Origin of the sequence: Phyllobacterium sp. LjRoot231, assembly GCF_964253365.1 — a bacterium.
GTDB lineage: Bacteria > Pseudomonadota > Alphaproteobacteria > Rhizobiales > Rhizobiaceae > Phyllobacterium.
In genome coordinates, this window is sequence record NZ_CAXUQT020000003.1 from 239,895 (window position 1) to 264,852 (window position 24,958).

Here is a 24,958-nt window from a genome sequence, read left to right on the forward strand (position 1 = left end):
GGTTGCCTTTACGTTTGTTTGATTAATTGCGCTTGGAGGGCGCAATGTGGTCCAATGGTGAAAAGTATTCAGCCAAGGTTGTAGAGTTCAACGGTGTTGAACATCGACGGATGCTGCGTAGAAAACGCAAGGTCAGGCGCACCAGGCTCAACAAATGCCCATAAATGCGGGCTTTCGCCGAAACCTTCGATGCGCCCCCGGACCTGCTCTGCAACGTTAAGGTCGAGGTTTCCTCTTTGACACCTCCGCCTCTATTTTCTCCCGATTACCATTGTACTTCGCTATCAGCTGCTCGGCGTCGTCCCGGCCCAGTTTTAGCGACTGCATAAGATAATCGACTTCATACTTCTCGCCAGCGGCAACTGTCGCGCGGTCACGGGGACCCCGTTTTGATTTATCGTCAGCCATGACTTGCCTCCATGAAGAAACAGACCAATCGGTGTATGAGAACATCAACGCTAAGCTTTTGTTCCGTTGGTCGCCAAGGATTGATCATTGAAAATGACTCGATGCGTAGTGCCGGGTTGTCTCAATATTAATGTTCATTGACGGAGCACCGACCGCTCGTTACGAAGAAATTTGGAAGAGACCCGCGTCTGATGACAAAAGGCGATGATGCGAAGAAGGCTGACCGTAATGCCAATCCGCAGAGCCCTGACCAGAAGGCCAAGGCAGCAGAGAAGTCTCGGAAGTGGCGGCAAACGAACAAGCAGCGCTACGAGGCTTATCTGAAGGCGTGGCGCGAGGCTAATCGCGAACAATTCAACGCTCAGCAAAACACCTCCCAAAACGCGCGCCGACAAAAGGCCCGGGCCGCGAAAAAAGAGGAAAGCTCTTCAGGCGAGACGCGATAAGAGTCGTTCGTTGACGGTACTGCGAACGCCGCTCCCCGACCTCGGATCTGAGCATGACGTTTCTGTCCCTAAAATAGCGCACTTTGGGCCACATAATGCGCCACAAGAAAGGTGCGTTAAACGGAAACCTTCAATGTTAACAATGGTGCGGTGAAATGGATGGTGCGTCTCGACACGCACCGAACTTTTTAGTTCTCATCGCGCATGAAAAGTCGAATTCCGGTGGTCGTTATCTGTAGTGTATGGCTGACGTCCTCCCTGCGAGGTTACAAACCACACGAACACGCCAAGGCACAACGCAAGTCCTACCCATGATGCAGCTTGAATGATTTTGCTGAGCATGTCCGTCCCAGGGAAGTTGGGAAATGGAGAGAGGCGTTTATGTGCCGTCACTCGCCTCTCAATTAGGCTGACCGCTTACTTCGGAGATGTTGCGTCAAGGTTGGGGTCACCTTGCGGTCAGTATCAAGCAGAATATACCTGCTCCGGGTTGGGGTATGTGTGACAAAATAGACAAACCACCGAAGGGCTTTCCGAAAGAAGGCCGGAGACGAAGCACTCACGGGGGGAGGTTGTGGTGCGTTTTCGGCTGCTCCGGCCAAATTTCTGACCAGCAATCGGTTTGGAAAATTGCCCGTCAGCTAACCCACAATATACACCCGCTCCGGGCTGCGGTCTTTGCGGCAAAATGGTCAATCGCCTAAAGGCGTAGGATCGAAGTTCTGCGGCCCGATCTAGGGATCAGATACCCCCGTATGAGGCTACAAACCACAACAACAGCCCATAGCAGAGCACAATCCCGACACACGATGCGTCATCAATAATCTTGTAAAGCATTTAGCAAAACGCTCCTTACGTCGGGAGGGAGGATGCACGGGGGCAAGCAATCCTCCCTCCCATTAGGCCCGACTGCGACCAGACCGGGGTTGGCGGACATGATGTAGTCGGCGGGGCGCATCCTACATCTTGAGGACTAGATGTCTAATTATTTTGATGTACGTTGTTGGGCTCATTTTGGGCCTCCGCCCTCTTATGGGGCATTTGCTCAATCTTCTCAAATGGTTAGGCCTTATTTAATCTCCATTAGCTATCGCCGCGTAGCGGCCACGTACTTGGGTGGTTAGGATTGTTTGAGGCCAGATACATCCGGTGCTGGACGAAATGCGAGACCCGGCACCATAGATTGAAGAGATCGTTGACGTCGAGTCTCCGCTGGTCAGAAGGACTAACCAGCAAGCCAATAACCAGCCCGCGAGAATAACGTTCCATCGTAGGCTAGAGGCGAGGTCTGGCGCCGATCGGCGTGCTCTGATCGGCCAAGAACCGCTAAGCTTGATAAGCGAATACAGGGTGATTGGATTAATAGCTGCGTTGGATAAACAACGTTCCGGCACAGGACCACCGAAAAAGCCGAACACGCGGCGCCTTAATGTATCGGATGGTCTGGCTTCGCTGAAGTCTGCGGTTTCTCATCCTGAAATAGATGTCGAGCTTCTTGTCCTGCACGCGCATCGACCAGCCTTCCTGAGGGGCAGTGAGGCTCGGCCGTAAAAGTGTGCCATACACGCGACCGAGCACCACCTGCCGGATAAAAGTAACCCGAGGGCGGTCACGTTCGTTCGTGGCAGCGAGGTAGACGTCAATCGCCCGCCCGCCCCCATTCTAAATCTAATGGCAGTCGCGCCCGCGCTGCTAGTAGCTCATGTCGTGCTGGAGCGCCACACCCGACCTGCCAAAACGCAATACAAAGGCAGGCCGGGTTGCCGACGTGTTGGCAACTGTCAGCGGACCTTCGCGCTGCGGCCGATCGCGAACAGGCCTAGCTCATGGCGTCTTGCTCGCGTCTTGGTTCCGGAACGCCGCCTCTCCGGCGTCCGACACCTCGACCCACTTCTTGTCAGGCGCTGCGTCTGCGACGTAGCTGTCGTGCCAGTTCCACCACTTGTAGGTCGGGGTCTGAGGATAGCCCTCGGGCGAGTCTTCCCAGACCTCCTGCCGGCCCAGCGGCGTGATATCGAGGTAGTTCCACGTGCTCCCCATCTGCTCGTCGCCGCGGTTGTTGATGAAGTAGGTGCGGAACACGCGGTCGCCGTCGCGGTAGAACACGTTTGTGCCGTGCCAGTCGTCTACGCCGAAGTCGGCGTCGAAGCTGTCCGTGAGGGTGAACCACGGCATTTCCCAGCCCATTCGCGCCTTCAGCCGCGCGATGTCCGCCTGAGGCGCGCGCGAGACGAAGACGAGGGTGGTGTCACGGGCGTTCAGGTGGGTGACGTGGGCGACCTGGTCGGCCACCATGGAGCAGCCCCGGCAGGCGTGGTCGGGCCAGCCGAACACTCCCGGCTCGAAGAAGGCCCGGTAAACGATCAGCTGGCGCCGACCGTCGAACAGGTCGAGTAGGCTGGCCTTGCCCGCAGGCCCATCGAACGCATACGCCGTCTCCACGGCCATCCACGGCATTCGCCGGCGCTCGGCGGCCAGGGCGTCACGTACGCGGGTCTGGGCCTTTTCTTTCGCGAGCAGTTGCTCGCGGGCGGCCTCCCACGCCTGCGACGACACGACCGGTGGTGTGTGCATGGCAGGCTGTCCGCCTTTCCGTCCGTTCTCGGCTGATGTAGTCATGGCTTTTGAAACCTCCTGATTTGGGCAAATTCTCACGCCTCGTGGCTGAAGCGCGTTCCATTTGCTGCTCATCGCTCGTTGTTGGTCGTGAGATAGTTTGGCACCGGAAATCGTAAGGTGCGAGTAACAACTGTGGCGGTATTCCGATGGAGTCGCTGATTACAGCCGCGGCGCGTGCGCTCGAAGCGGGTGATCCCCTTGGGGCTCTTCACGGCGTTGAAGGGTCGATCATCCATCGAACCCGAACGGCAAACAAGCGGTCTCGGTTCCACAATCTGAGATAGCCAATATTTACTAGGCGGGACGGCGCGGAGCTTCTTGTGTGCAATGTAGATACCGGCCTCTTTGGCGGCTTCAATAAAGGCGTTCCGACAGGCGGTACATGTGACCTTTCCAGCCAGAGCATCGAGACATGTTTGTCGCTGCTCCTCATCGGCCAATGCGCAACGAGCCATATCGCCGCTTCGCCCACAGACCCGGTGTTTCTCGCCTGACCGAATTGATCGGTAACGGTCACATGAGGGAACGGAAGCTCGCGCATGTCAATCAACGCGCGGCCACTGGTCGCCGTTCCTTTGTCAACTGGTGGACAGAGCGTTTGCGCAGGCAACTTCCTCCACATCCAGCCCATTGGTGATCGTACTTGAGATGACGACTGGCAGGACGGTAAACACGTCGAACACCGTCCAGGTGCCGTCCTCTTCCTGCCTAAGGTCGTACCAGGTGCCCCTTTGCGGCACCTAGGGCACTGGAACCTTGGAAAAGCCGAATATGATGGTCGTAAAAGTATGCGTTCCATGCTCCCCCAATGCCGATAGCGTTTATCCTGCTATCGTATGGGCGGTTGCAACGCTACATTGTTTCAAGACTTGCCTTGCGGGCCAGAACATTCGTTCGTTGGGACTGGATGATTTCCAAAGATTTGGCACTAGCAATGGTTGAGTTCACACTCACCATCTTCAATAATCTTGCTCGGAAATTTGCCCCAGTTACCAGATCCGGCAAATCAGGTGTTTGGCGCGAGCGACGGTCAGGCTACTGGTTGACCACGGTGTGCTGACCCGCAGGTTGCCATAGCATTCCGACAACTGCGAGATATAGGGACAGCACGACTTGGTCAAATACTGATCAAATGGTCTGAAAATATCCGAATTACCTCGCCCACTGTTGCTTGCACCAGAGGCCAAGTGTAGTGTTGAAAATCCTAACGGAGGTCCAAAGGTGTCGGCTCAGTGGTTCTGCCGTACCTTCGGCAGAGGTTATGGCTGACGAAACCCACCCGATCCGGCGGTTGCAACTCATGCTGCGCGACACATGCTGCACGGACGACGCACGTGCAGAGGCCAAGCGCGCGGCGCAGGAGGCGGGGATGAAGGTCAGCGGCGAGGGTAATGCGTCCTTATCAGCGCGCATGTCGGACGCCGAGTTCAGGAAGCTTTTTCCCGCTCCTTCCGGCTCCGGTGACACTCTGGCGGTGCCGGAACGGCTCAAACCTTTTGTCGAGTCGATCAGCGAAGCACCGGAGCATTTGTCATTCGAATAGCCGGGGGGCGAAGAGATGAAGGCGTATGATCCCAACGACTTGAATACCAAGCCTGCCCGCCGTGATGCCGTAGGGGAGCAACTCCGAGTTGCGATCACATTCAATCGGCCGGGCAGTCAGAGCGGCCCCACGAAATTCGGCGCGCGGATGTCGACCGACACGGTTGCAGCGTTCATACCCGATCCGGCCCAGGCCGACCTCGCTCTTGCCGACCTCGCGCGGCGGGGCTTCAAGCTTACCGGCCGTGGGTCGCTCTCCGCTTCAATGCGTTGCACCCGCTCCGAATTCGAGGCACTGTTCCAAACAAAGCTCGAACGCATGAGCGCGCCGGGCGGATCAGCGGCGCAGTTCGGCTCGGTGCTCTATCCGCCCGATGGAGCGCCGTGGAATCCGGACCCTGCGCTGCAGGCGCTACTTGACGACGTCTACATCCAATGGCCGCACATCTACATGGCGAAGGCGAAAGGCTCCGCCAGAACGTCCGGCAAGCGCAAGGCAGGTCCGCGGAGGCCTGGACCACTTAGCGGCACTCTCCCATCGGCGGTGCCGCCCGCGCTCCCCTATTTCCATCTCGCAGCCCCCGCCGACATCGCCCGTCACCTCAATGCGACGCCGGCACATCTCCAGGGGATTATCGGCAAGGGTGTCCGGGTCGCTATGATCGACAGCGGCTTTGCCCATGGTCACCCCTATTTCAAGGCGAACGGCTATTCCTCCTCGATCATCCTCGCCCCGGGCGCCGTTGATCGCAGCGTCGATGGCAATGGCCACGGCACCGGCGAGTCGGCGAACATCTTCGCTGTTGCGCCGGGCGCGACCTTTATCGGCGTGAAACTTGACAATGAAGTTGATCCGAGTTCGGGCGCCTCGGTGCTCGAAGGTCTTCAGGAGGCGCTCAAGCATGATCCGCACGTGATCTCGGTGAGCCTGGGCTATGATCTGCGCGCGATGGGCAACGCGCCCTCGCCGAGCCTGCCGAATAGCCTGGTTGCGCTGGAGGCCGAGATCCAGGCTGCCGTCAAACGTGGCATTGTGATCATCTTCTCCGCTGGCAATGGCCATTATTCATTTCCAGGCCAGATGCCCGACGTCATCTCGGCTGGCGGGGTTTTCGTGGATCAGGCCGGTGCCATGCGTGCGTCCGACTATGCCAGCGCCTTCACAAGCCAGATATATTCGGGACGAAGCGTTCCCGATGTCTGTGGCCTGGTCGGTCTCCTGCCCCATGCCAACTATCTAGCTCTCCCCATTCCAGCGGGTTGCGAGATCGATCGCGATGGCGCCGCCTTTGACGGCACCCGGCCCGCCGATGGTTGGGGAGTGTTCAGCGGAACCTCGGCCGCCGCACCGCAACTGGCTGGCTTATGCGCGTTACTGCTCCAGGCCGACCCCAAGGTCTCTCCGCGCGACGTCAAAGCCATCCTGCGTCGCACTGCGCGCGACGTGACGACGGGCAACGCCAATCCCGCGAGCGACCCCAACGGGGCCGGGGTCGCGGCTGGCGTCGGGGAGGATGGTGCGACCGGTGCCGGCCTCGTCGATGCATTTGCGGCCGTGACGCAGCTTCTCTGATCATGGCGGACTGGGCGCACGGTCCCCCGACCGCCTGAACAACGTCCAACGTGGGGGCAAGCACATAACCAAACGGTTGAGGGGCCGGGGTATCCTCGGACGTCACCGTAGCGGGCCACGCCCCGGAGCTCGCTTATGTGAATCCGATCTGGGCCGGCTGTTGGCGCGAAGCAGACTTGGTTGCCTCAGCGCCGAAGGCATTGAATTCGCTCGCATCGAAACCCGTCGCAGCGATAAAAAGGCATTGCGGACATTTAGGCAAGAATCGAAAGCCGCTCTTATCGGCATTTTCAAACGAACAATTGTCCATACGTTATGGTTCTGTTGCAACCTTTTGGTTACCCGCAGCATGGCAATAAACCCGTCGATCATTTCGGAGAGTTTTGATGCTCAAGGGCCGCCAGTTCGACCAATCTGTCATCTTGTTATGCGTACGCTGGTACCCAAGGCGCGGTGAAGGGATGACTCACGCTTATCAAAAAGGATCTGTGATCAATCCCATCGGATTGATCTCCATGCAATATGCAAGGCCGTTTACCGCCGAGCCGTGATGATCAAGTCGGCCCTGTCTTGTTTTTCAATCGGTGCGACGGAAGGTCTTGGTTGTTGACCGACCTTAACTTTTATTTGTTTCCAATGGCATGGCTTCTCGCATCGATGCCATTATGCCTTGGGTCGGGAGAAGCAATGTCCCCTCCATTCCTTTTGCGTCAACAAAACCAAATTTTCGATAGAACGTTTCCGATTCTTTATCGAGCGCATGAACCATAACAGCTCTGAAAGCGACGGCTTGCGCGGCTGAGACAACACTCAGAAGTGCGTTCTTGAGGAGAGCTCCACCTAAGCCCTGCCCTTGGTAGTTTTCATCAACCGCAAGTCGAGCCAGAAGAGCTACAGGGATCTGGGCTGGCGCTTGCTTTCCCTTTATCTGGCGGGGGGTGTCATTGCGGCTTATCATTCCAGCACAAAGAGAGTGATAACCGCATCGACTATCTGCATTATTACCTTGGTACCAGGCACGAGCCGATGAATCGCGCTGGCGACGTCAACCCATCGACTCGCAGCACAGGCCGCGCCGTCGATAGCTTCTCCCAATTCACCGATATCAGACGCCAGTCTTCTGTCCCCAAAATGCATGACTATTCGCACCACCCCTGACGAATTATCGAGCCAGTTCACCGACTAATGATATCGTCGTGCTCTCCCGCCCCGTACGCTTCAGAAGAACCTGGTGTGCAAACCTATCCTATCGTCGACAGCAGCGAAATTAGCCGCGAGATATCTTTGTAGCTACTATATCTGGGCCCGATCTCCCTCAAACGGGGGAGGCTTGCTTCGAAACGCTGGGTCAAAACTTCAGTTGTAATTCGTTTCCCCCCGGAACGTTTGCCTTCGCTCTTCCTACACTCTTTACGTTGCATAACGGCGCTGGTGCATGAATGCAGCTGAAATTGTCAACGGACGCAATTGGTTCTTTGATGTCGGCGATTACGCGTGCTTTTCTTGGCAGCGGACAGAGTTCGAGCGTGCACATGCCAGCATGCGATTGAGCACGATGCAGCCAATGGCAACCTCGGTCTGCTGAGCCGGAAACGAACGTGCCCGCAGGCGTCGACCGATCAGCCCCTTGTATCGACCGATCGCGGTCTCGACCAATGAGCGTTTGCCATAGCCGGTGGTTGCCTGCCATTTCAGCCGACCGTCTTTTGCGATCGCCGCGATGTGCTTGTCTCTTTGATCAGCAGGCGGCCCCGTATCGCCATTGCTTTCCACCGCCGTCGAACGAGGTGGAATGACGATGTTGGCGGTATCGCTGTGTTCAAGAACGGCCCGGTAGGTGGGCTTGCCGTCATAGGCACCATCGGCTGTAACTTGGCCAATCGCACCATCGATCTGGTTGAGCAATGGCTCCACCTGCGCAGGATCATCGGTGTTCTGATCGGTCAACGTTTCTGCGACAATGTCCCCGTTATTGGCGTTCACCGCCAGGTGGAGTTTGCGCCAGTTGCGCCGCGATCTGGTGCCATGCCTGGCTTCCAGCCATTGGCCAGCGCCGTATATTTTCAACCCAGTGCTGTCGATCAGTACATGGATTGGCCCGTCCGGCATCGACTGCATGCTTCCGGCTGGTCGTTCCCACTTCTGTGCCCGGCGGCTCAATGTCGTATGATCAGGGACCGATAGCTGTAACCCGAGGAGATCGAGCACCGAGCGCAGGAATCCCTCAATCTGGCGCAGACGTAAATGGAAGATGCAGCCCAACGTCAGCGCCGTTTCGATGGCGAAATCGGAATATCGGCGCTGACCACCACGGGTGTCTCGTCGAGGCGCATGCCATTTGTCCAGAGCATCCGGTGTCATCCAGAACGTCAGGCTGCCGCGCTGGCGCAGTCCAGCCTCGTAGTCCCGCCAGTTCGTCACTTTGAACTTCATCTTCCTGATACGATGGCGGCGGGCGGCATTATGTTTGAAGGCCATGGCTCGGATCAGACTGATTGCGATCCAACATGCCTACCTCCAAACCATTGAAAAAGGATCGATGCACCAAAGCCGTCCAAGTCTATAAGCCGCACCCGTCCGCCTACCAGCTTGCCGTTGACAGGCTCGGCGTTGCTAAGGCGCGCATCTCCTTTCAGTCATCGAATTCCTGGGATGCCGTTGGCGCGTCGCATTTCGGATTCCAGGTCGCATGGTGCAATCGCTACGATCAGCGGTTTGGGCGCCTGCCCGCACACCCGGACGCTGTCATCAAGAGTTTGGCGGAACTGCCGCCCCTCATTGGCATAGTGTGAGCACAGATTTCTGCCGACGTTTGCGCACTTTCTTCCCTCTAGGAAGTGGAGGGTGAGCCGGTTGAGCGGGCCAATCTCCTCAACAGCCTGCCGCCGACAGTGGCTCGCGCAGACTATGAAGATCGAAGCGGCGATGCGGACCGCAGACAAGTCGAGATCGCCGGCATAATCAATCAGCAGCAGCCGTCCCAACGGCTTTACCGGCCGCGGGTTCTGGAGCATTCAAAGCTGAAACCGAATTGCTCTTTCAACGGGCAAGATGACTGAACCCAAGGCGACAGCCAATGCTCGTTGTCGCGTGTGTTTATCGCCGACGCGCGCCGAGATCGCGTCGGTGAGCTATTGGGGCATCATTGTCTTAATACAGCGTCCGAATGACCGGACTGCTTCATCTGATCTTTGACGCTGGCCGGACTCTGAAACGGATTTGACGTCGAGTTCTAAAGGAAGTTGGATGTCCTTATCTCCCCCATCGCGGTTAAATGCGATGGTAATTTTACCCCTCGCTAATCCATTCATGATGATTTCGAACGATGGAGAAAATTGAAACAGTGATACCAGCGCACCGGGTGTGTCAGAAGGCACAGTCGAAATGAGACTGGATAAATTTGTTTGAAGGTCCCGACCGACGAGATAAGCACGGGATGGCGCAGACGGTTTCAGCACAAAACGCGACTGTGATGAGTCTACGTCAAAGACGACGACCTTGAGGTCGATGCCGAAGTTGTTGTTTGCTCTCCTTACGCCAACATTGCCCGAGACCCCGATGTAGGCTCCTTGGCGATAGATCAAGTCCTGAACGACAGCAGTGAACATAAAATGACAACCCGTCAGACTACCGCTGCTCATCTCCGTTTCGGCATCAACACTCATAGTGCCAGCCATGGCTGAAAGTGATCGCCTTGCACGCTCGGAATTTTGGGCATTCGAACCAGTGATCGATAGCCAGAGCAGAATTGGTACTGCGGCCGCCGCGAGTTTCAAGTTCGACGACAACATATTTTCCTGATCCCCACGTTAGGCAGCCCGCCGACATCGTCAGCGGATTGGCAAATCACCATCAACCTGGTCCATTATTTTGCCCATTGAACCCGCCGCAAATTTACGACGATTTGAAGCATCGTGCAAAAAGAGCATTGTAGGTTACAAAGCTCGCGCGCCTGTCCCATTCCTCGGGGTTATTACTGCTAGTTAGACGGCTTGAATGATGCTGCTGGCAGAACGCTGCCTGGTTATAGAAAGGGCATTGCAGAGTTTTTGGGCAACAATCGAAAAACGCCATTATCGGAATTTTCAAACGAACATTTATTCATAACATCCGACATTGTACGCATCGAAAATTCCAAGAGGATGGAGAACGCTTTCTTATCCGATGCTGCAACGTGATTTGACACGTCACGACGAGGGGACCATGCTTAAACTGGTCCGTATGCACGCGTATTAAGCTCAATCCGTATACTCATACAGAAAGCTCAATATGACTGAACCTGAGCAGCATGCTTCGTCACAAAGTCTTCCGCCTCACGTCCAACTTATTCAGATGGGTACTGCCTACTGGGCATCCAGAGTGGTCTACGCTGCGGCCAAATTGGGGCTGGCAGATCAGATAGGGGCAGGAGCGAAAAGTGCTGAGGAGCTGGCAGGCTCCGTTGGCGCGCATGCGCCCTCCCTGCACAGGCTGATGCGCACACTCGCAAGCTTGGGCATCCTGACCGAGCGGACGGAGCGGCAGTTTGCCCTGACGGACTTGGGCGCGGCGCTGATGACCGGCGCGCCTGGCTCGGCACGGGCATCCCTGCTTACGGTAGGGAGCCATTGGTTTGTCGGCTCATTCGACAACATCATCCATTCCATTCAGACCGGTGAAACCGGCTTTGAGAAAGTTCAGGGGATGCCGGTCTTCGAGTACCTCGCGCAACATCCCGAGGACGCGTCCTTGTTCAGCGAGACGATGGTTGGCGTCCATGGTGAAGAGCCTCCGGCAGTTGCCGCAGCCTACGATTTTTCCACCTTCGAGACCGTTGTCGATGTCGGCGGCGCGACCGGCAATATGCTGGCAGCCATCCTCACCCGCCATGCCCGGCCACGCGGTGTCCTGTTCGACAGGCCGCACGTGGTGGGGGACGCGCCTGCGTTGCTCCAATCAAAGGGCGTGATTGACCGTGTAACGATAGAGACCGGTGATTTCTTCGAAACCGTGCCGGCCGGCGGCGATGCCTATGTCCTGTCGCACATCATCCATGACTGGGGTGAGGATCAGTGCCTTAGGATCCTCGGCCATGTCCGGCGAGCGATGAAGCCGGCCGGTCGTTTGCTGATCGTCGAGATGGTGTTGCCGGCCGGCGACGCGCCGCATCCAGGTAAGATGCTTGATATGGTGATGCTCGTGCTCCCTGGAGGCCAGGAGCGGACTGAAGCCGAATACCGCTCCCTTCTTAGTAAGGCCAACTTCCGCCTCACGCGTGTCGTGCCGACCAATTCCGCGGTGAGCGCGATAGAGGCGGTTCTGATTTAGACGGTTCTGTCGCAAACGGCTTTGGTGCATGAATAATTTCTGAACGGTTCGGCGATAGGCAAACAGGATCGCAATCAGCTTGATCCGAGTGCCATGCCGTACAAACACAACGCCGATCGTCGTCATCACATCGCAAAGACGAAATTTCGGATATCGAATTGGCCGGAGTACGAGGCAGGCCTGCGTCGGCGTGGCAGTCTTACACTGTGGATGGCGCCGGAAGCATTGGCCGGATGGCGTGCACCACGGCGAAAAACGCGAGGTGGTCAACCCCGGTATTCCGATCTTGCCGTCTGCGGCCCGCCAATCGACATGCACACGCCGTGAAGCGAGACAGGGTAGTCGCGCCGGATACGGGCAAGTGCATGATGCGGCGGACCGCCGGAGCCCATATAGTTTTCTGCGTGGACTTCGAAGAAGCCCGCATACAAATTGTCATTGAGGATCGCCGCCAAATGCTCATGCTTGAAGCTGGTGCCCACCCGCGCCGCAATGGCATGTTCCGGAAAGCGGACAGCTTGTGACAGATCCGGCCGTGCTGCCAATATGCCCATCTCCGCCTCCACTTTCCGGTGTTTTACCTGTTACGATGGAACGTCGCGGGTCAGCGCCTCGGGAGAACCCTTCCTGTCGCCGGGCAGTTGCATTGTGGTGCAGGTGCCGCCATCGACGAATTTCCAGGCATTGCCCTGATAGTCGATGGTGGAAGTGCCCTGGCAGGTCGTACCGGGGCCCGCGGCACAATCGTTCTGGCCCTTAAGAGCCACTCCGAAGCATTTCTCCTTGCCCGCATCCATCGCCGCCTTTACCTATTCGGGGGTCAGCGGTGCGGCCATTGCAAATGAGGAAAGCGCAAATGATACAGCGCTCGCCAATGCAGCTGCGCTAATGGTTGATCGCGTTGACATGGCTATCGTCCCTTGGGTTGCGTGCGCCGGTTCATCATGCGCACGCGAGGCAATTCGTCGGAAGAAGGTTACGCGTTGCAGGTTCACGACTTCGTGACCAAACAGGCCAAAAATGATTTTGCTGACTAGGTGCGAGGTTCTGCTTACCTTCCCGTGCGTGCCACTTGGAGCGGTGGGCACGGCACGTCGCCATAGGAGCAGAAGACGCAGCAATCGCCTTCCTTCGGTTTGAGCAGCGTTCCGCAACCCGTGCACTCATAGAAGTATTGGCAGGCATCGGTTGGCATTGCTTCGGCGGCTCGACGCCCGCAACCGGGGCACGTGAGGATCGAAATGAACTGTGTCATGCGGACTGCACCAGCCTGAGCAAGGAAGGTTCGAGGTAGTTCCGGCCTGTGCCCCGTCAGCGCGTATGAGACAAAAGCAGTTTAATCGACAAGATCAAAAAGCGCCCACTCTTGGCATGGACGAACCATCCATCCACGTTCCGTAGCAGAACCTCGTCCTCCACTGCGGCTCGCCAGCCCAAGCGAGCTGCTTCAACAACGATCCTGCGAACTGTCGCCCGGCGTTATCCGACCAACATACCGCGCAACCGAGTAAACATGCGCTGTCTCGCGATAAGTTTACGGAGGTGATGGGCAGCCGTCGCGGCGCTCATGGTCGCGCCGAAATGGCAATAACAGATGACCTTGTGCAACTGGTTATCGGTTAGTTCGAAGAACCGCCTTGCTTCGCCGTAACTGTCGTTTTCCAACCCGGCTGCGCGCAGGACAGGATCCTCGAAAGCAACCGAGATTGGCGAGCTATTGCTGCGCATGGCCGCGCGCTCCCTAATGGGTTGATACTCGGTCTGGTGCAGCGTCGCGAGCCGCCGGTCAGCATTCTGTTCGAGGAGTTCCGCCCAGCGTCGGAGACGTTCGCTGCGTGACATTGGCCGACATGGGTAGTCCTGATCGACCTCGGCGACGATCTGCAGTTGCTCGAGTGCATGGTGCTTCATTTTGGCCTCCTATTCGAACGATAGTTGGTCCGCCCATTTCCGACTTATACCTCAGGCAATCGTGACTCTAGCGGATCGTGAAGTCCAATCACGATGATGCCTGGCGGATCTCATTCACGAAAACGTGCAGGCTTCGCAAATGCGCGGCTGTTCTAAGACGTCGGTTTGGCGCGCGTGCCGGTCGAGATGACCGACGCGCAGAATCTGCGCTCCCGTGGGCCGGTTGCGTGCCTGCCCGGCAGCAGGATCAAGGGGGTGGCAGACGAGCATCGGAACTGCCGAAGGCCGGTTCCATGCGAGTTCTCCGCTCGGTTGTTTAGGTAGGGGCTCTAGTGTTCGATACTTCAAGCATGACATGGCGCCTGGCTGCGTAGGATCGCAGTTTGTCCGTGATCATGCGTTTGGGTGCGACACCTTGTTTCTTCAAAGTCGCATCAGCAAGAGCATCGCCGCTTGGCTGTTTGCGCTCCACCAGGCGTAGGCTCAACGGGAACCTGCGGTAAAGCCAAACTGCATGGGGCAGGCTTGTTCATACCAACATTGCAACCACGATGACGAGCGCCGCCGTGAACACAAGAAGCGTCGAATCATGCACGCGTGTGGTTCATTATGGATGGGCGGCGGGTCAGCCAATAGCCGCCTAACTACGAGAGTTGTTTGACAGTCCGAACCATTATCGCAAAGTTCGTCTCAGGCAGAGCCCTACATCGTCGAGAACTGGTACAATCGCCAGTGTCAAAAGGATGGCGGCAAGTACGAGTGATGCGGCGAAGCCGAAATGTTTGAAGCCGATGGCGCCCGCAACACCTCCGGAAAAGAACAAGGCAACAAGTGAAGCCAGCAATTTCAGTTTCCTGCGGTCGGCCCTGACGAAAAGCTTGCCAGGATCGTGGCGTGCCGCGTTCCAGTAGAAAAGCTTGCCAAGTTCGATGCCCATGTCGGTCACTAGGCCCGTGACATGGGTCGTGCGAATCCTTGCGCCAGAGAGTTTGGTGATGATGGCATTCTGCAAGCCCATGATAAAGCAGAGCAACATCACGGTTGCCGACACGAACAGCCATTCGTGCTCTCCGAGATTGCGGCCGAGCAAGCCGAAACAGATCAGCAGCACAGCCTCAAACACAAGCGGCAGGGCATACTCACTCTGCAGAATCAGGCGGCGACCCCAATTGACCAGCACCGCGGAACAGGCGGCCCCTGCGACGAAAGACAGGAAGGCACCAAGCCCGGCAAGCACCAGGTCGATATCGCCAAGCGTCAGATTGTCGGCCATGGAGGAGACGATGCCGGACATATGCGAGGTGTATTGATGAACCGCCAGAAAGCCTCCAGCATTGACCGCACCGGCGACAAAGGTCAGAAACCGCGCAAGATGCCGATCGGACTTCTCGAACCGTTCTTTTCCGGCAAGCCTGCGCAAGTATGGAATCATCGCTCAATCAGCATCGAATAGTGTCAACAGGTGTGGCGGGGAGAGCACGTGGGGGCAGGTTTTTATGTTAGTATTCCGAATTGAACACACAGTGTGCTGGCCGTTGTCACGAGACGCCGCCGGAACGGAATTTTTCGAGCATCTAGTTGAGTTTTTGCCGCAGATGGCGGAATCGTACCCCTCGACCGCCGCTATCACTGCGTGCATGCTCGCCGATCAATTCGATTCCCGCACGGTCGAGTGCATTGACGACCTTCATCAGACTGTCGACGATACCCCGGACATCGCCTTCGCTGGCTTCCATTCGTTGAATGGTAGGCACAGAAACGCCTGCCATTTCCGCCAAGGCTTTCTGGTCGACCCCGAGAAGCGCACGGGCCGCCCGAAGTTGGTTTGCTGTAATCATAATGGCATCCATGCTGACAGGTGAACAATTATACAAATCACCCTATCACTGATGTGTAGAACATCAACATGAAATGATGAAACTTGTATCCCCTCTTGGCAGAAAGCCAGGTGGGCGTTATCATATGTTGATGACTCAACGATACAAACCAAAGCAAGAGCCCAACGAAACCTGGACGGTTATCGACGCGCAAACCGAACGGGTGGCAGAGATGGGCAGTCGCACCATCATTGGCATGAATCAGCAGGATGCCGAGGAAATTGCCGAGCTCCTGAACATACTGGAAGCGCACAAACAAAGAACTGAATCCGATCCAGGTTGCTGAAGCAGCCGACCACCCGCCTCGATACACAACTTACCGCCCCCACAGCGCTAGTGAACAACGGGAACGTGATGAAGCCACAGAAACGGCCGTTTGCAGTCGAGATCAAGCACAGTCGCCGAAGCCAGAAATCGCCTGCGCGTTCGATCTGGAGCGATGTCGATTTGACCGCTTATCAGCTATCCGAGATCGATCGGGAGGCTTTGGCCGGAAAGCCGGAGATTCCCGCACAAGCCGTCAAAGAAGGGCTTGAAGCCATTACCAACGACGCAACGGCTGAAGGCACTGCATTGAACAGGAAGCCACCCGCACCATCGTCTGTCGGCATGGTCAAGGCGAATGGCCTGCATTATGTTCAGGTCCATGACAACGGTGCGAAGCATGAACTGATCGGGCCATTCAGAACACGTGAACAGGCTCAAACGGAAGCCGCCAAATGGATTGAGCGCTTCAAATCAGAGCCTCAGCAATAATTTCGCCTGCCGTGGGCGGCGGTTTCCAGCGTCTAAATCCACAGCAGAATAAAGAATACCAACACCGCTATTGGCGCCACGATACTCAATGTGAGAAGTGTGTCGTATCCGATATCTTTCCAGTCCCTGTGGTACTCATGTTTGTCAGGACATGCCATGGTGATGCCCTCCATTTTTGGGAGTGCATTCTACCACTATCGCGCATGGAAATCTTCGCGGACTATAGGCCCACATCCTAAAATTCCGATGATTGAGCACTCGCGAATACCTGAAACAAACGGATAGCCAAATGCACCGTATTCGGCCAATTCTCCCTCTCGTTGGTCTCAAGGGGAAGGCAGTGAGGCAAGACGATGGAGACATTATCTTTGATATCACCACGAATAGTTCAGCGGTCTCCAAACCTGATATTTGCCTGCACTAAAAGGCCTTCCGTGCGGCATGTGCATTTGCACCAAAGCACGCAAGCCCGATGCTCATCATGGCCGACCAGGCGATCGACGCGGCGCAGGCGGCTCCAAAATAGTGGCCCACATCGATCCAAACATGCGGCGGCCGCCGAAGCGTGAGGATTGCAAATCCGATCGTTGTTAGCCCAAGCTGGACGAGCAAGGCCTTCGTCGCGTGTTCCGGTTCGACCGGCCGCATCAGCCGGGAAGCACGGCGGATATGCGCAGCGGTGAAGTCGACAAAACGGCCACTGGTCAGGGCGATTCCAATCGCCGTCAGAAGGTAAATCCAGGTCAGCAGAGGCGAGACGGAAGATGGCGATGCTTCGAAGTTCGGACAAATCTCCGCGAAGGTTGGAGCGATCAATCCGGAGCGTGCGGCTAAAAAGACCATAAGTGTCGCCAGTGCAGCGGCGACGAGCTGTGCGCATGCCGCGACTAGCCCAGCCTGGAATAGGCGGATCATTGATCCCGCCTTCACGGAACACTGGTCCTCATGTTGATATGGTCCATTAGCGCGAGCAATCCTTTCAAAATTTCAATCGGCGGCGGCGGGCAACCTGGAATGTGGAGATCGACCGGCACCACTTCCGACACGCCGCCGACAACAGCATAGCCGCCCGCAAAGCAACCGCCGTCAAGGGCACAGCCGCCGACGGCGATGACCCATTTGGGATTGGGTGTTGCATTGTAGGTTCGCTCCAAGGCCTCGCGCATGTTTTTGGTTACCGGCCCGGTCACGAGCAGCACATCGGCATGCCGGGGTGAGGCGACAAACCGGATGCCAAGGCGTTCGATGTCGTAGAAAGCGTTGCTGAGGGCGTGCAACTCCAGTTCGCAGCCATTGCAGGATCCGGCATCGACCGCGCGGATCGACAGGCTGTGGCCGAGGCGCTGGCGGGCAGCGTCGTCGATGGCTGTCGCAAGCGCGATAAGGGATGCGTCATCCGGTTGTGGCAGCTGTTCTGTCAGTGGCGGCCGGATCAGGCTTTCGAAGAAGAGTTTACGCATGACGGCTTGCCTTTATAGATCGTGACCCGAATAGGAACAGTTGAACGATTTGTTGCAAAGCGGGAAATCCGCGACGATATTGCCCTCGATCACCGCTTCGAGGAGCGGCCACTGGAACCAGGACGGATCGCGCAAATGGCAGCGGTCAATCCTGCCGTCACCGGTGAGACACAGCCAGACCAGTATGTCACCGCGGAAACCTTCGACCAGGGCCACGCCCTCTCGCGCGTGCCGAGCGTCCGGAATTCCGGTGCGTACCAGGCCGTCCGGCAGTTGCTCCAGGATCTGCTCGACGAGCGACAGGCTTTGCTCGACCTCGCGAATGCGAATCCAGATGCGGGCGTTGACATCGCCCTCGTTGAGGACGGGCACCTCAAAGCTCAGGCGGTCATAGGGCGGATAGCAAAGAACACGGCGGACATCGAAACTGCGTCCCGAGGCTCGCCCGACATAACCGCCCGCGCCGTATTGACGGGCAAGCGCAGGCTTGAGCACACCTGTCCCGACGGTCCGATCCTGCAGCGACGCGGTATTGTCATAGAGTTCGACCAGGGGCGGGAACCGCTGCCTGATTTCGGCAATGAGTGTGCGAAGGGCAAGAGCTCCCTCATCGTTCAAATCAGTTGCAGTACCGCCTGGCACAATGCAGTCGCGCATCATGCGATGGCCAAATGCGGTATTGGCGGCGCGCAACACCCGTTCACGCAACACGGCGCAATGGGCATGCATCAGCGCGAAGGCGGCATCATTGCAGATGGCACCAATATCGCCGAGATGGTTGGCCAGCCGCTCCAGCTCGGCCATCAGCGCCCGCAACCAGATGGCCCGTGGCGGTACCTCAAGCTCCAAGGCAGATTCCGCGGCTCGCGAGAAAGCAAAGGCATAGGCGACCGTGCTGTCACCCGATGTTCGGTCGGCGATTTGCACCGCCCGATTGAGGGTCGCCCCCGCCATGAGTGCCTCGATCCCCTTGTGCGCATACCCCAGACGCTTTTCGAGACGGACCACGGTCTCGCCACTTGCGGTGAAACGGAAATGTCCAGGTTCGATAATTCCCGCATGCACCGGGCCAACCGGGATTTGGTGCAAGCCTTGTCCCTCCGTTGGCAGGAATTCATAGGGGCGTGCGTTGGGTTGTGCTTCGTTGCGTTGCCCCAAAGGAGACCGCAAACCCCAACGCCCGTGGTCGAGCCACGGCCGTGGATCAGGTATGTCCTGCGGCTCGAGCCCGACCAGATCACGAATTGCGCGTTCCAGGCGAAGCGCGGGCGGATGATACTGTGCGATCGAGGGATAGCTGTTCTCAAGGTCTTGCAGGCGGACGATGCCCACCGTGGCCGTGGACTCTTCGAGGAGCGCCATGTGTACAGCGTTCGCTTCTCCCCAAAGGCCGAGCAGGGTCCAGTGACCATCCGCCAGCGCACCCGCGGCAGCTACCCAACCGGTTTGATCGACGATGGCACACGGCCAGGGACGATGCCGTTCAACCGGGTTGCCCTGCAGGATGAGATCGATGAGTGGTGGCATGTCGACTAGCTCCTCCGCTTCATCCTAGAAGGTTAGCGATATGCTGGAACCAGGCGACCAGCGGCGGCGGTAGATAGATGCCACCGCCGAGCACCAGGGCAAGGTGGGAATACATCGGCATGTAGGACCCCTCGACCGGCGCGGTGCTGCCCCGCGGCTGGCCAAAGGCGACACCGGTCAACCGCAACAGCAATGCGCCAAAGGCGATCAGAAGCCCGAACACAAGCGGGATCGCGAGCAATGGCTGCCTGGCGAATGTGGAGCTTACCACCAGGAATTCGCTCATGAAGATTCCCAGCGGCGGCAGGCCGGCGATGGCGACGACGCCGATCACCAGGCCCCAGCCGAGACCGGGATGGCTCTCGGTGAGGCCGCGAATGCTGGAGAGCCTCTGTGTGCCCTTGATCTGGGCGATGTGGCCGACCGCATAAAAGATTGCTGATTTGGTCAGGCTGTGCATCACCATGTGCAGAAGTCCGGCGAAATTGGCGAGCGGGCCGCCCATGCCAAAAGCAAAAACGATAATACCCATGTGCTCGATTGAGGAATAGGCGAACATGCGTTTGATGTCGCGGCGGCGATAGAGCATGAAGGCCGCGAAAACGAGCGACGTCAGCCCCATTGTCACCATCAACGGTCCTGGCGCGATCGCTTCCGGACTTGCCGCGATCAAAATCTTGAAACGGAGGACCGCATAGAGCGCGACATTCAACAGCAGGCCCGACAGCACTGCCGAGATCGGTGTCGGTCCTTCGGCGTGGGCATCGGGCAGCCAGGCATGCAAGGGGGCGAGGCCAACCTTGGTGCCGTAGCCGAGCAGCAGGAACACGAAAGCGACATTCAAAAGTGCTGGGTCGAATGCGGCGGCGTGTTGGATCAGCAGTGTCCATGCCATGGCGTCGTAGCCTTCTCCGACCACGGGCTGCGCCGCCATATAGACGAGGATGGTACCAAAGAGCGCGAAGGCGATGCCCACACTGCCGAGGATAAAATACTTCCACGCGGCCTCCAGTGCTTCATGCGTGCGGTAAATGCCGACCATCAAGACCGTGGTGAGTGTGGCAAGCTCCACGGCAACCCACATCAGGCCAATATTGTTCGATACGAATGCGAGGTTCATGCCGAACATCATGATCTGGTACATGGCATGATAGAAACGAAGGTTCGCCGGTGTCAGCCGGCCGGTTTCCAGTTCATGCGCGATATAGCTGGCGCTGAAGACGCTGGTCGTGAAGCCGACAAAGGTGTTGAGTACGATAAAGACGATGTTGAGATCGTCGATAAGCAGATATCGGCCCGGCTGCGGCCGCTCGGTGACGAAAAGGAATAGCGCCGCAACGAAGGTCAACAGGCTTGCAAACACGTTCAGTCGGGCTGACATCCTGTAGCTGGGGAGCAGCGCCAGGAGTATTGCAGCGCTGATTGGTATCACAAGGACGGCGGTCACCGGATCGAACGCGAGCGCATTCATCTGCGTCTCTTCCCCTTGAAATCGTCGAGCGCCTGAACGTCCACGGTGTCGAACCGCTCGCGGATGCGAAACAGGAACACGCCGATGACGATGAAGGCGATCAGAATCGAGAAGGCCACACTGATCTCGACGACGAGCGGCATGCCCTTGGCACCGGTGGCGGCGAGCACCAGCCCGTTCTCCAGCGACATGAAGCCAACGATCTGGCTGACCGCGTTGCGGCGCGTTACCATCACCAGCAGGCCAAGCAGCAAAACCGCCAATGCGAAGGCGAGATCTTCACGTGCCAGAGGATCGGCAGCTTGCGTCACCCGCAACATCACCACCATGGAAAGTGCGACCAGCCCCATACCCGCAAACATGGTGGGACCAATGCCAACGACCGTCTCGATCTCGCGGTGAATACCCAATCTTCGGATCATGCGGTGCAGCGCAACCGGAATGATGATGGCCTTGAAGCCGAGGGCGATTGCTGCTGTCACGTAGAGATGCGGTGCATGCTGGACGTAAGCCTGCCAGGCCACAGACAGCGTCAGCACCAGGGAATGCAGCGCGAACATGTTGAGCAGCGAGTAAAGACGGTCCTGATAGAGCATCATGAAGCTGACCAGGACGAGGCCACCGGCGAGCAAATGGGCGATATCGAAGGTGAGGCCGCCGCTCATTACAGGCTCCTTGAGACGAACAGCAGGAGGGTGGCGAGCATGCCGAGCATGAGAGCCGCGCCGAGGAATTCAGGCACGCGGAAAACCCTCATCTTGGCGGTCGCGGTCTCGAACAGGGCAAGAAGAACGGCACCAATTGCGAGCTTGGCAAGATATGCAATCATGCCAACAATGTAGGCCGTGGCTCCGGTGCCGGGGACTGCCAGTTGCCAGGGCAGGAATATGCAGGCGATCAACGAGATATAGAGCAGCAGCTTGAGGAACGCCGCAAATTCGATCATCGCCAGATGGCGGCCGGAATATTCAAGCACCATCGCCTCGTGCACCATGGTCAGTTCCAGATGTGTTGCCGGATTGTCCACGGGAATACGGGCGTTCTCGGCGATCGCCACCATGATGAGGGCGATGAGCGCCATTCCGAGCGAGACACGCAAGCCAACATGCGAAGAGATCATGACGTCCGCAATCGTTGAAAGCTGCGTTGAGCCGGCGACCAGGGCGAGCGTAAAGATAGTAAGGAGCATGGCGGGCTCCGCGAGCGTTGCGATCATCACCTCGCGGCTTGATCCGATGCCGCCGAAACTCGTACCGACGTCCATGCCGGCGAGGGCGAGGAAGAAGCGCGCGCTTCCAAGCAAGGCCACAATTGCGATCAGGTCCGCGGTCCAGCTGAACATGAGCCCCGTGGCAAAGGTGGGGATGATCGAGGCGGCGACCCATGTGACGGCGAAAATCAGGTAAGGGGTCACGCGAAACAGCCAGGAGGCATTGTCCGCCAGCACGACTTCCTTGCGCAGAAGCCGCAGAAGGTCGCGATAGGGCTGGATGACGGACGGGCCTTGCCGCCGCAACAATCTCGCCTTGATTTTGCGCACGACGCCAGTGAGCAGCGGCGCGAGCAACAGCACTATGGCCATCTGCACGCCTTGAGCGAGGAGATCGAAGATCACGACCATAGCGCGAGCACCAGAAGCAGGATGACAAGGGCGAGGAAGACCAGACTGAGATATCGCCGGATGGTCAGGAACTGCAGGTGGTTGAGCCGTTCGGCAGTATACCAGACAGCGCCGGCGATCGGCTCATAAAGTCCGCCCCAGATCAGATCGCGCAGTTCGAGCGTGAAGCGTGCTGGTTTAGGATCACCGGGTGCGGGCATCTCGACCGTTTCCTTCGCCTGGAAGAGGAGCGTGCCGAACACCCGCCGAACGGGTTGTGCGAAACTGCCGGAAGTATACTGGGTTTGCGGGCTCAATTCGGGAAAGCCACAGTCCCAGGCGGGTGCGCGGCGCAGTGCCCGCGAGGCAAGACGATGGACAAAATACGCGGCGAGCACTGCGGAGAACGCGGTAAACAGCAACACGAGCAGTCCGTTATAGGAACTGCGGCCTTCAGCGATCGGGACGATTGAAAGCCATGGCACACTCGTCTGCACCGGCATCCGGCCGCCGACGAGCGCGAGCGTCACGGGTGCAAGGGCGTCGATGACAATTCCGGGCAGGATGCCTGCGAGCAGGCACAGGGCCGCAAGCACAAACATCGCCGCAAGCGAAAAGCGGTCGACTTCGTGGGCCAGCTGGGCGGCAAGGGTCCGGGGGCGGCCAAGAAAAGTGACGCCGAACGCTTTGACAAAACAGGCGGCGGCAAGTGCTACCGACAGCGCCAGCAGACCGCCAACGGCCGGCACCATGATCTTCAGCCCCCATTGTGGCAAATCAGGGCTTTGCAGGATCGCCTGGAAGGCCAGCCACTCCGAGACGAATCCGTTGAACGGGGGGAGGGCGGAGATCGCGACGGAGCCGACCAAAAAAGCAAAACTGGTGAACGGCATCCGGTGGATGAGGCCGCCGAGCTTGTCCATATCCCGCTCGCCTGTCGCGGCAAGGACGGCCCCGGCACCGAAAAAGAGCAGGCTCTTGAAAAAGGAATGGTTGAGGATGTGGAACAGTGCAGCGGCCATCGCCAGGGCTGCTGCCCGTTCCATGGCGTTTGCCTCAAAGGCGAGCGCGAGGCCGAGGCTCACGAATATGACGCCGATGTTTTCGATGGTGCTGTAAGCGAGAAGGCGTTTGAGATCCTGCTCCATCAGCGCGTGCAGAATACCCAGCACGGCCGTGATACCCCCGAGCAACAGCACGACCATGCCCGACCACCGTGCTGGCTCGCCGAGCAGATCAAAAACGACCCGGATAAAGCCATAGACCGCGACCTTGGTCATGACGCCGCTCATGAGGGCCGAGACATGGCTTGGAGCAGCCGGGTGTGCAAGTGGCAGCCAGACATGTAACGGGACAAGACCAGCCTTCGAACCAGCGCCGATCAGCATGAGGATGAGAACGAAGGCTGCCGCAACGGGCGTATGTCCCGCCGTACGCATCGTGGCAAAATCATAACTCCCGCTTGCTCCGGCGAGAAGGCCGAAGGCAAGCAACAGGGCCAGCGTGCCGAAGCTTGCCATGACGAGATAGATGTACGCTGCCCTTCTGTTGTCGCGTTCGCGATGATGCGTCATCACCAGCGCCCATGAGGCAAGCGACATGAATTCCCATGCGAGCAGGAAGGTGAAGGCGTCGGCAGCCAGGATCACCAGGTTCATGCCGGTGAGGAAGGCCGGAAAGAACGGTAACAGCCTGTGCGGCGCGGTCTCATGACGGCCGTAGCCAAGACCGTAGAAGCTGGCCGCCGCACCGCCAAGATTGATGACAACAAGGAAGAAGGCGGCCAGTGCATCCAGCCGGAAATGCGCGCCCAGCCAGGGCAAGCCAAGAGGCAGGACGAGGGTTGGCAGCGGGGCTGCGGCTGTTGTGGTTAGCTGAAGCAGGGCGGTTACCAACACGGCCGCCGAGGCACTCAAGCTCACCCCATAAATAACCGGCGTCGCTCGGGGCGATCGTGAGATCGTCACCGCAAGGACCGATATTGCCAGAAGAGCAGCAATGCACCACAGAACGAGTGCGACGGGGGTCATTTTGGCGCGACTATGCCGCGCATAGCCCCGGGGCGTTTTGAACTCTTGCGGCGGAAGGGTGCGATGTGGGTCTGTGTTTTAAGGCGCACTCCGCGCCCGCCATCTTCGCTGACGGCACCTTCGTTGATGACCTCGACCCCAGCGGCCTCAAGCGCGGCAAGCAAGCGCATCAGTGTGTCCACATTACCGCGGATCACATGGCCGCTTGCCTCCATGCGTTGGATCGTCGGAACGGACACGCCTGCCAGCTCGGCCAGTTGACGCTGGTCGATGCCGAGAAGGGCCCTGGCGGCCCGTAGCTGATGGGCAGTAATCACGATTGAACCATCGCTTATCTTGCACTAGCTATGATATTAACCTTGTACGACTTGTTTATTGATGTTTCAAACCATTATTTTGATGCTTCGGTGGTTGCAAAAGTGCGTCGATAT

Annotated in this window: 24 protein-coding genes and 6 pseudogenes; 7 read left to right on the forward strand and 23 right to left on the reverse strand. The window is 57.8% G+C overall.

What is annotated here, in order from left to right; genetic code table 11:
• Nucleotides 1–216 precede the first annotated feature (216 nt).
• A complete protein-coding gene (locus ACSQ3H_RS27255) occupies nucleotides 217–408 on the reverse strand; it encodes a DUF3606 domain-containing protein (protein WP_436120204.1) in 192 nt (63 codons plus the stop codon).
• Nucleotides 409–599: 191 nt separating this feature from the next.
• Here ACSQ3H_RS27255 and ACSQ3H_RS27260 point away from each other — a divergent pair, with 191 nt between their 5' ends.
• Nucleotides 600–854, forward strand: coding sequence for a hypothetical protein (locus ACSQ3H_RS27260; RefSeq protein WP_436120205.1), 255 nt, complete (start codon nucleotides 600–602; stop codon nucleotides 852–854).
• 1,824 nt (nucleotides 855–2,678) lie between these two features.
• Here the strand turns inward: ACSQ3H_RS27260 and ACSQ3H_RS27265 are convergent.
• The 3 genes and pseudogenes from ACSQ3H_RS27265 to ACSQ3H_RS27275 form a co-directional block, all read right to left on the reverse strand.
• Entirely contained in the window at nucleotides 2,679–3,473 is a 795-nt protein-coding gene (locus ACSQ3H_RS27265) for a DUF899 domain-containing protein (protein ID WP_436120206.1), read from the reverse strand.
• Nucleotides 3,474–3,844: 371 nt separating this feature from the next.
• Nucleotides 3,845–3,928 (reverse strand): annotated as a pseudogene (locus tag ACSQ3H_RS27270) (hypothetical protein); the annotation flags it as partial.
• Between the two features lie 123 nt (nucleotides 3,929–4,051).
• On the reverse strand, nucleotides 4,052–4,213 hold the full coding sequence (locus ACSQ3H_RS27275; protein WP_436120207.1) for a hypothetical protein: 162 nt from the start codon (nucleotides 4,211–4,213) through the stop codon (nucleotides 4,052–4,054).
• A gap of 521 nt (nucleotides 4,214–4,734) precedes the next feature.
• Between ACSQ3H_RS27275 and ACSQ3H_RS27280 the strand changes: the two genes are divergently transcribed.
• Nucleotides 4,735–5,016 carry a hypothetical protein gene (locus tag ACSQ3H_RS27280; RefSeq protein WP_436120208.1) on the forward strand — a complete coding sequence of 94 codons (282 nt, stop codon included), beginning with the start codon at nucleotides 4,735–4,737 and terminating at the stop codon, nucleotides 5,014–5,016.
• A gap of 15 nt (nucleotides 5,017–5,031) precedes the next feature.
• Nucleotides 5,032–6,588 carry a S8 family serine peptidase gene (locus tag ACSQ3H_RS27285; protein ID WP_436120209.1) on the forward strand — a complete coding sequence of 519 codons (1,557 nt, stop codon included), beginning with the start codon at nucleotides 5,032–5,034 and terminating at the stop codon, nucleotides 6,586–6,588.
• A 616-nt stretch (nucleotides 6,589–7,204) separates the two neighbouring features.
• Here the strand turns inward: ACSQ3H_RS27285 and ACSQ3H_RS27290 are convergent.
• From ACSQ3H_RS27290 to ACSQ3H_RS27305, 4 genes are all read right to left on the reverse strand, one after another.
• Nucleotides 7,205–7,546: a GNAT family N-acetyltransferase gene (locus ACSQ3H_RS27290; protein WP_436120210.1), complete on the reverse strand. Its 342-nt coding sequence runs from the start codon at nucleotides 7,544–7,546 to the stop codon at nucleotides 7,205–7,207.
• A gap of 530 nt (nucleotides 7,547–8,076) precedes the next feature.
• On the reverse strand, nucleotides 8,077–9,066 hold the full coding sequence (locus ACSQ3H_RS27295; protein ID WP_436120211.1) for an IS5 family transposase: 990 nt from the start codon (nucleotides 9,064–9,066) through the stop codon (nucleotides 8,077–8,079).
• Between the two features lie 158 nt (nucleotides 9,067–9,224).
• Nucleotides 9,225–9,602: a hypothetical protein gene (locus tag ACSQ3H_RS27300; RefSeq protein ID WP_436120212.1), complete on the reverse strand. Its 378-nt coding sequence runs from the start codon at nucleotides 9,600–9,602 to the stop codon at nucleotides 9,225–9,227.
• Nucleotides 9,603–9,719: 117 nt separating this feature from the next.
• Nucleotides 9,720–10,379 carry a hypothetical protein gene (locus ACSQ3H_RS27305; RefSeq protein ID WP_436120213.1) on the reverse strand — a complete coding sequence of 220 codons (660 nt, stop codon included), beginning with the start codon at nucleotides 10,377–10,379 and terminating at the stop codon, nucleotides 9,720–9,722.
• Between the two features lie 478 nt (nucleotides 10,380–10,857).
• Here ACSQ3H_RS27305 and ACSQ3H_RS27310 point away from each other — a divergent pair, with 478 nt between their 5' ends.
• Both ACSQ3H_RS27310 and ACSQ3H_RS27315 read left to right on the forward strand, forming a co-directional pair.
• Nucleotides 10,858–11,895 carry a methyltransferase gene (locus tag ACSQ3H_RS27310; RefSeq protein ID WP_436120214.1) on the forward strand — a complete coding sequence of 346 codons (1,038 nt, stop codon included), beginning with the start codon at nucleotides 10,858–10,860 and terminating at the stop codon, nucleotides 11,893–11,895.
• A 93-nt stretch (nucleotides 11,896–11,988) separates the two neighbouring features.
• A pseudogene (locus ACSQ3H_RS27315) lies at nucleotides 11,989–12,189 on the forward strand (IS5/IS1182 family transposase); the annotation flags it as partial.
• Here the strand turns inward: ACSQ3H_RS27315 and ACSQ3H_RS27320 are convergent.
• The 7 genes and pseudogenes from ACSQ3H_RS27320 to ACSQ3H_RS27350 all read right to left on the reverse strand — a co-directional run.
• Nucleotides 12,186–12,449 (reverse strand): annotated as a pseudogene (locus tag ACSQ3H_RS27320) (multinuclear nonheme iron-dependent oxidase); the annotation flags it as partial. The pseudogenes ACSQ3H_RS27315 and ACSQ3H_RS27320 sit on opposite strands and share 4 nt — an antisense overlap.
• Before the next feature lie 30 nt (nucleotides 12,450–12,479).
• Nucleotides 12,480–12,803 (reverse strand): annotated as a pseudogene (locus ACSQ3H_RS27325) (BufA1 family periplasmic bufferin-type metallophore).
• A gap of 143 nt (nucleotides 12,804–12,946) precedes the next feature.
• The gene (locus ACSQ3H_RS27330; RefSeq protein WP_436120215.1) at nucleotides 12,947–13,150 is read right to left on the reverse strand and encodes a GDCCVxC domain-containing (seleno)protein; all 204 of its coding nucleotides are present in this window, start codon (nucleotides 13,148–13,150) and stop codon (nucleotides 12,947–12,949) included.
• Between the two features lie 224 nt (nucleotides 13,151–13,374).
• Complete coding sequence (locus tag ACSQ3H_RS27335) at nucleotides 13,375–13,806, reverse strand: hypothetical protein (protein ID WP_436120216.1); 432 nt, start codon at nucleotides 13,804–13,806, stop codon at nucleotides 13,375–13,377.
• A 293-nt stretch (nucleotides 13,807–14,099) separates the two neighbouring features.
• Nucleotides 14,100–14,268: pseudogene (locus ACSQ3H_RS27340) on the reverse strand (IS6 family transposase); the annotation flags it as partial.
• Nucleotides 14,269–14,491: 223 nt separating this feature from the next.
• Nucleotides 14,492–15,238, reverse strand: a pseudogene (locus ACSQ3H_RS27345) (YoaK family protein); the annotation flags it as partial.
• 142 nt (nucleotides 15,239–15,380) lie between these two features.
• Nucleotides 15,381–15,644, reverse strand: coding sequence for a helix-turn-helix domain-containing protein (locus tag ACSQ3H_RS27350; RefSeq protein ID WP_436120217.1), 264 nt, complete (start codon nucleotides 15,642–15,644; stop codon nucleotides 15,381–15,383).
• A 73-nt stretch (nucleotides 15,645–15,717) separates the two neighbouring features.
• Here ACSQ3H_RS27350 and ACSQ3H_RS27355 point away from each other — a divergent pair, with 73 nt between their 5' ends.
• Together ACSQ3H_RS27355 and ACSQ3H_RS27360 are read left to right on the forward strand one after the other, a co-directional pair.
• Nucleotides 15,718–15,969 carry a hypothetical protein gene (locus ACSQ3H_RS27355; RefSeq protein WP_436120218.1) on the forward strand — a complete coding sequence of 84 codons (252 nt, stop codon included), beginning with the start codon at nucleotides 15,718–15,720 and terminating at the stop codon, nucleotides 15,967–15,969.
• Nucleotides 15,970–16,037: 68 nt separating this feature from the next.
• Entirely contained in the window at nucleotides 16,038–16,439 is a 402-nt protein-coding gene (locus tag ACSQ3H_RS27360; RefSeq protein ID WP_436120219.1) for a hypothetical protein, read from the forward strand.
• A gap of 420 nt (nucleotides 16,440–16,859) precedes the next feature.
• On the opposite strand, the gene ACSQ3H_RS27365 is transcribed toward ACSQ3H_RS27360, so the two are convergent.
• From ACSQ3H_RS27365 to ACSQ3H_RS27400, 8 genes are read right to left on the reverse strand one after another with little or no spacing between them, the layout of a single operon-like run.
• Nucleotides 16,860–17,354: a hypothetical protein gene (locus ACSQ3H_RS27365; RefSeq protein WP_436120220.1), complete on the reverse strand. Its 495-nt coding sequence runs from the start codon at nucleotides 17,352–17,354 to the stop codon at nucleotides 16,860–16,862.
• Nucleotides 17,355–17,365: 11 nt separating this feature from the next.
• Nucleotides 17,366–17,899: an NADH-quinone oxidoreductase subunit B family protein gene (locus tag ACSQ3H_RS27370; protein WP_436120221.1), complete on the reverse strand. Its 534-nt coding sequence runs from the start codon at nucleotides 17,897–17,899 to the stop codon at nucleotides 17,366–17,368.
• 12 nt (nucleotides 17,900–17,911) lie between these two features.
• Entirely contained in the window at nucleotides 17,912–19,426 is a 1,515-nt protein-coding gene (locus ACSQ3H_RS27375; RefSeq protein WP_436120222.1) for an NADH-quinone oxidoreductase subunit C, read from the reverse strand.
• Between the two features lie 19 nt (nucleotides 19,427–19,445).
• Entirely contained in the window at nucleotides 19,446–20,897 is a 1,452-nt protein-coding gene (locus tag ACSQ3H_RS27380) for a hydrogenase 4 subunit F (protein ID WP_436120223.1), read from the reverse strand.
• On the reverse strand, nucleotides 20,894–21,562 hold the full coding sequence (locus tag ACSQ3H_RS27385; protein ID WP_436120224.1) for a hydrogenase-4 component E: 669 nt from the start codon (nucleotides 21,560–21,562) through the stop codon (nucleotides 20,894–20,896). Before ACSQ3H_RS27385 ends, ACSQ3H_RS27380 begins: the two co-directional genes overlap by 4 nt.
• On the reverse strand, nucleotides 21,562–22,518 hold the full coding sequence (locus tag ACSQ3H_RS27390; protein WP_436120225.1) for a respiratory chain complex I subunit 1 family protein: 957 nt from the start codon (nucleotides 22,516–22,518) through the stop codon (nucleotides 21,562–21,564). The genes ACSQ3H_RS27385 and ACSQ3H_RS27390 overlap by 1 nt, the downstream gene beginning before the upstream one ends.
• The gene (gene hyfB, locus ACSQ3H_RS27395; protein ID WP_436120226.1) at nucleotides 22,509–24,527 is read right to left on the reverse strand and encodes a hydrogenase 4 subunit B; all 2,019 of its coding nucleotides are present in this window, start codon (nucleotides 24,525–24,527) and stop codon (nucleotides 22,509–22,511) included. Before hyfB ends, ACSQ3H_RS27390 begins: the two co-directional genes overlap by 10 nt.
• Nucleotides 24,524–24,844, reverse strand: a complete 321-nt coding sequence (locus ACSQ3H_RS27400) for a helix-turn-helix domain-containing protein (protein WP_436120227.1) — start codon at nucleotides 24,842–24,844, stop codon at nucleotides 24,524–24,526. Before ACSQ3H_RS27400 ends, hyfB begins: the two co-directional genes overlap by 4 nt.
• Nucleotides 24,845–24,958: the final 114 nt, after the last annotated feature.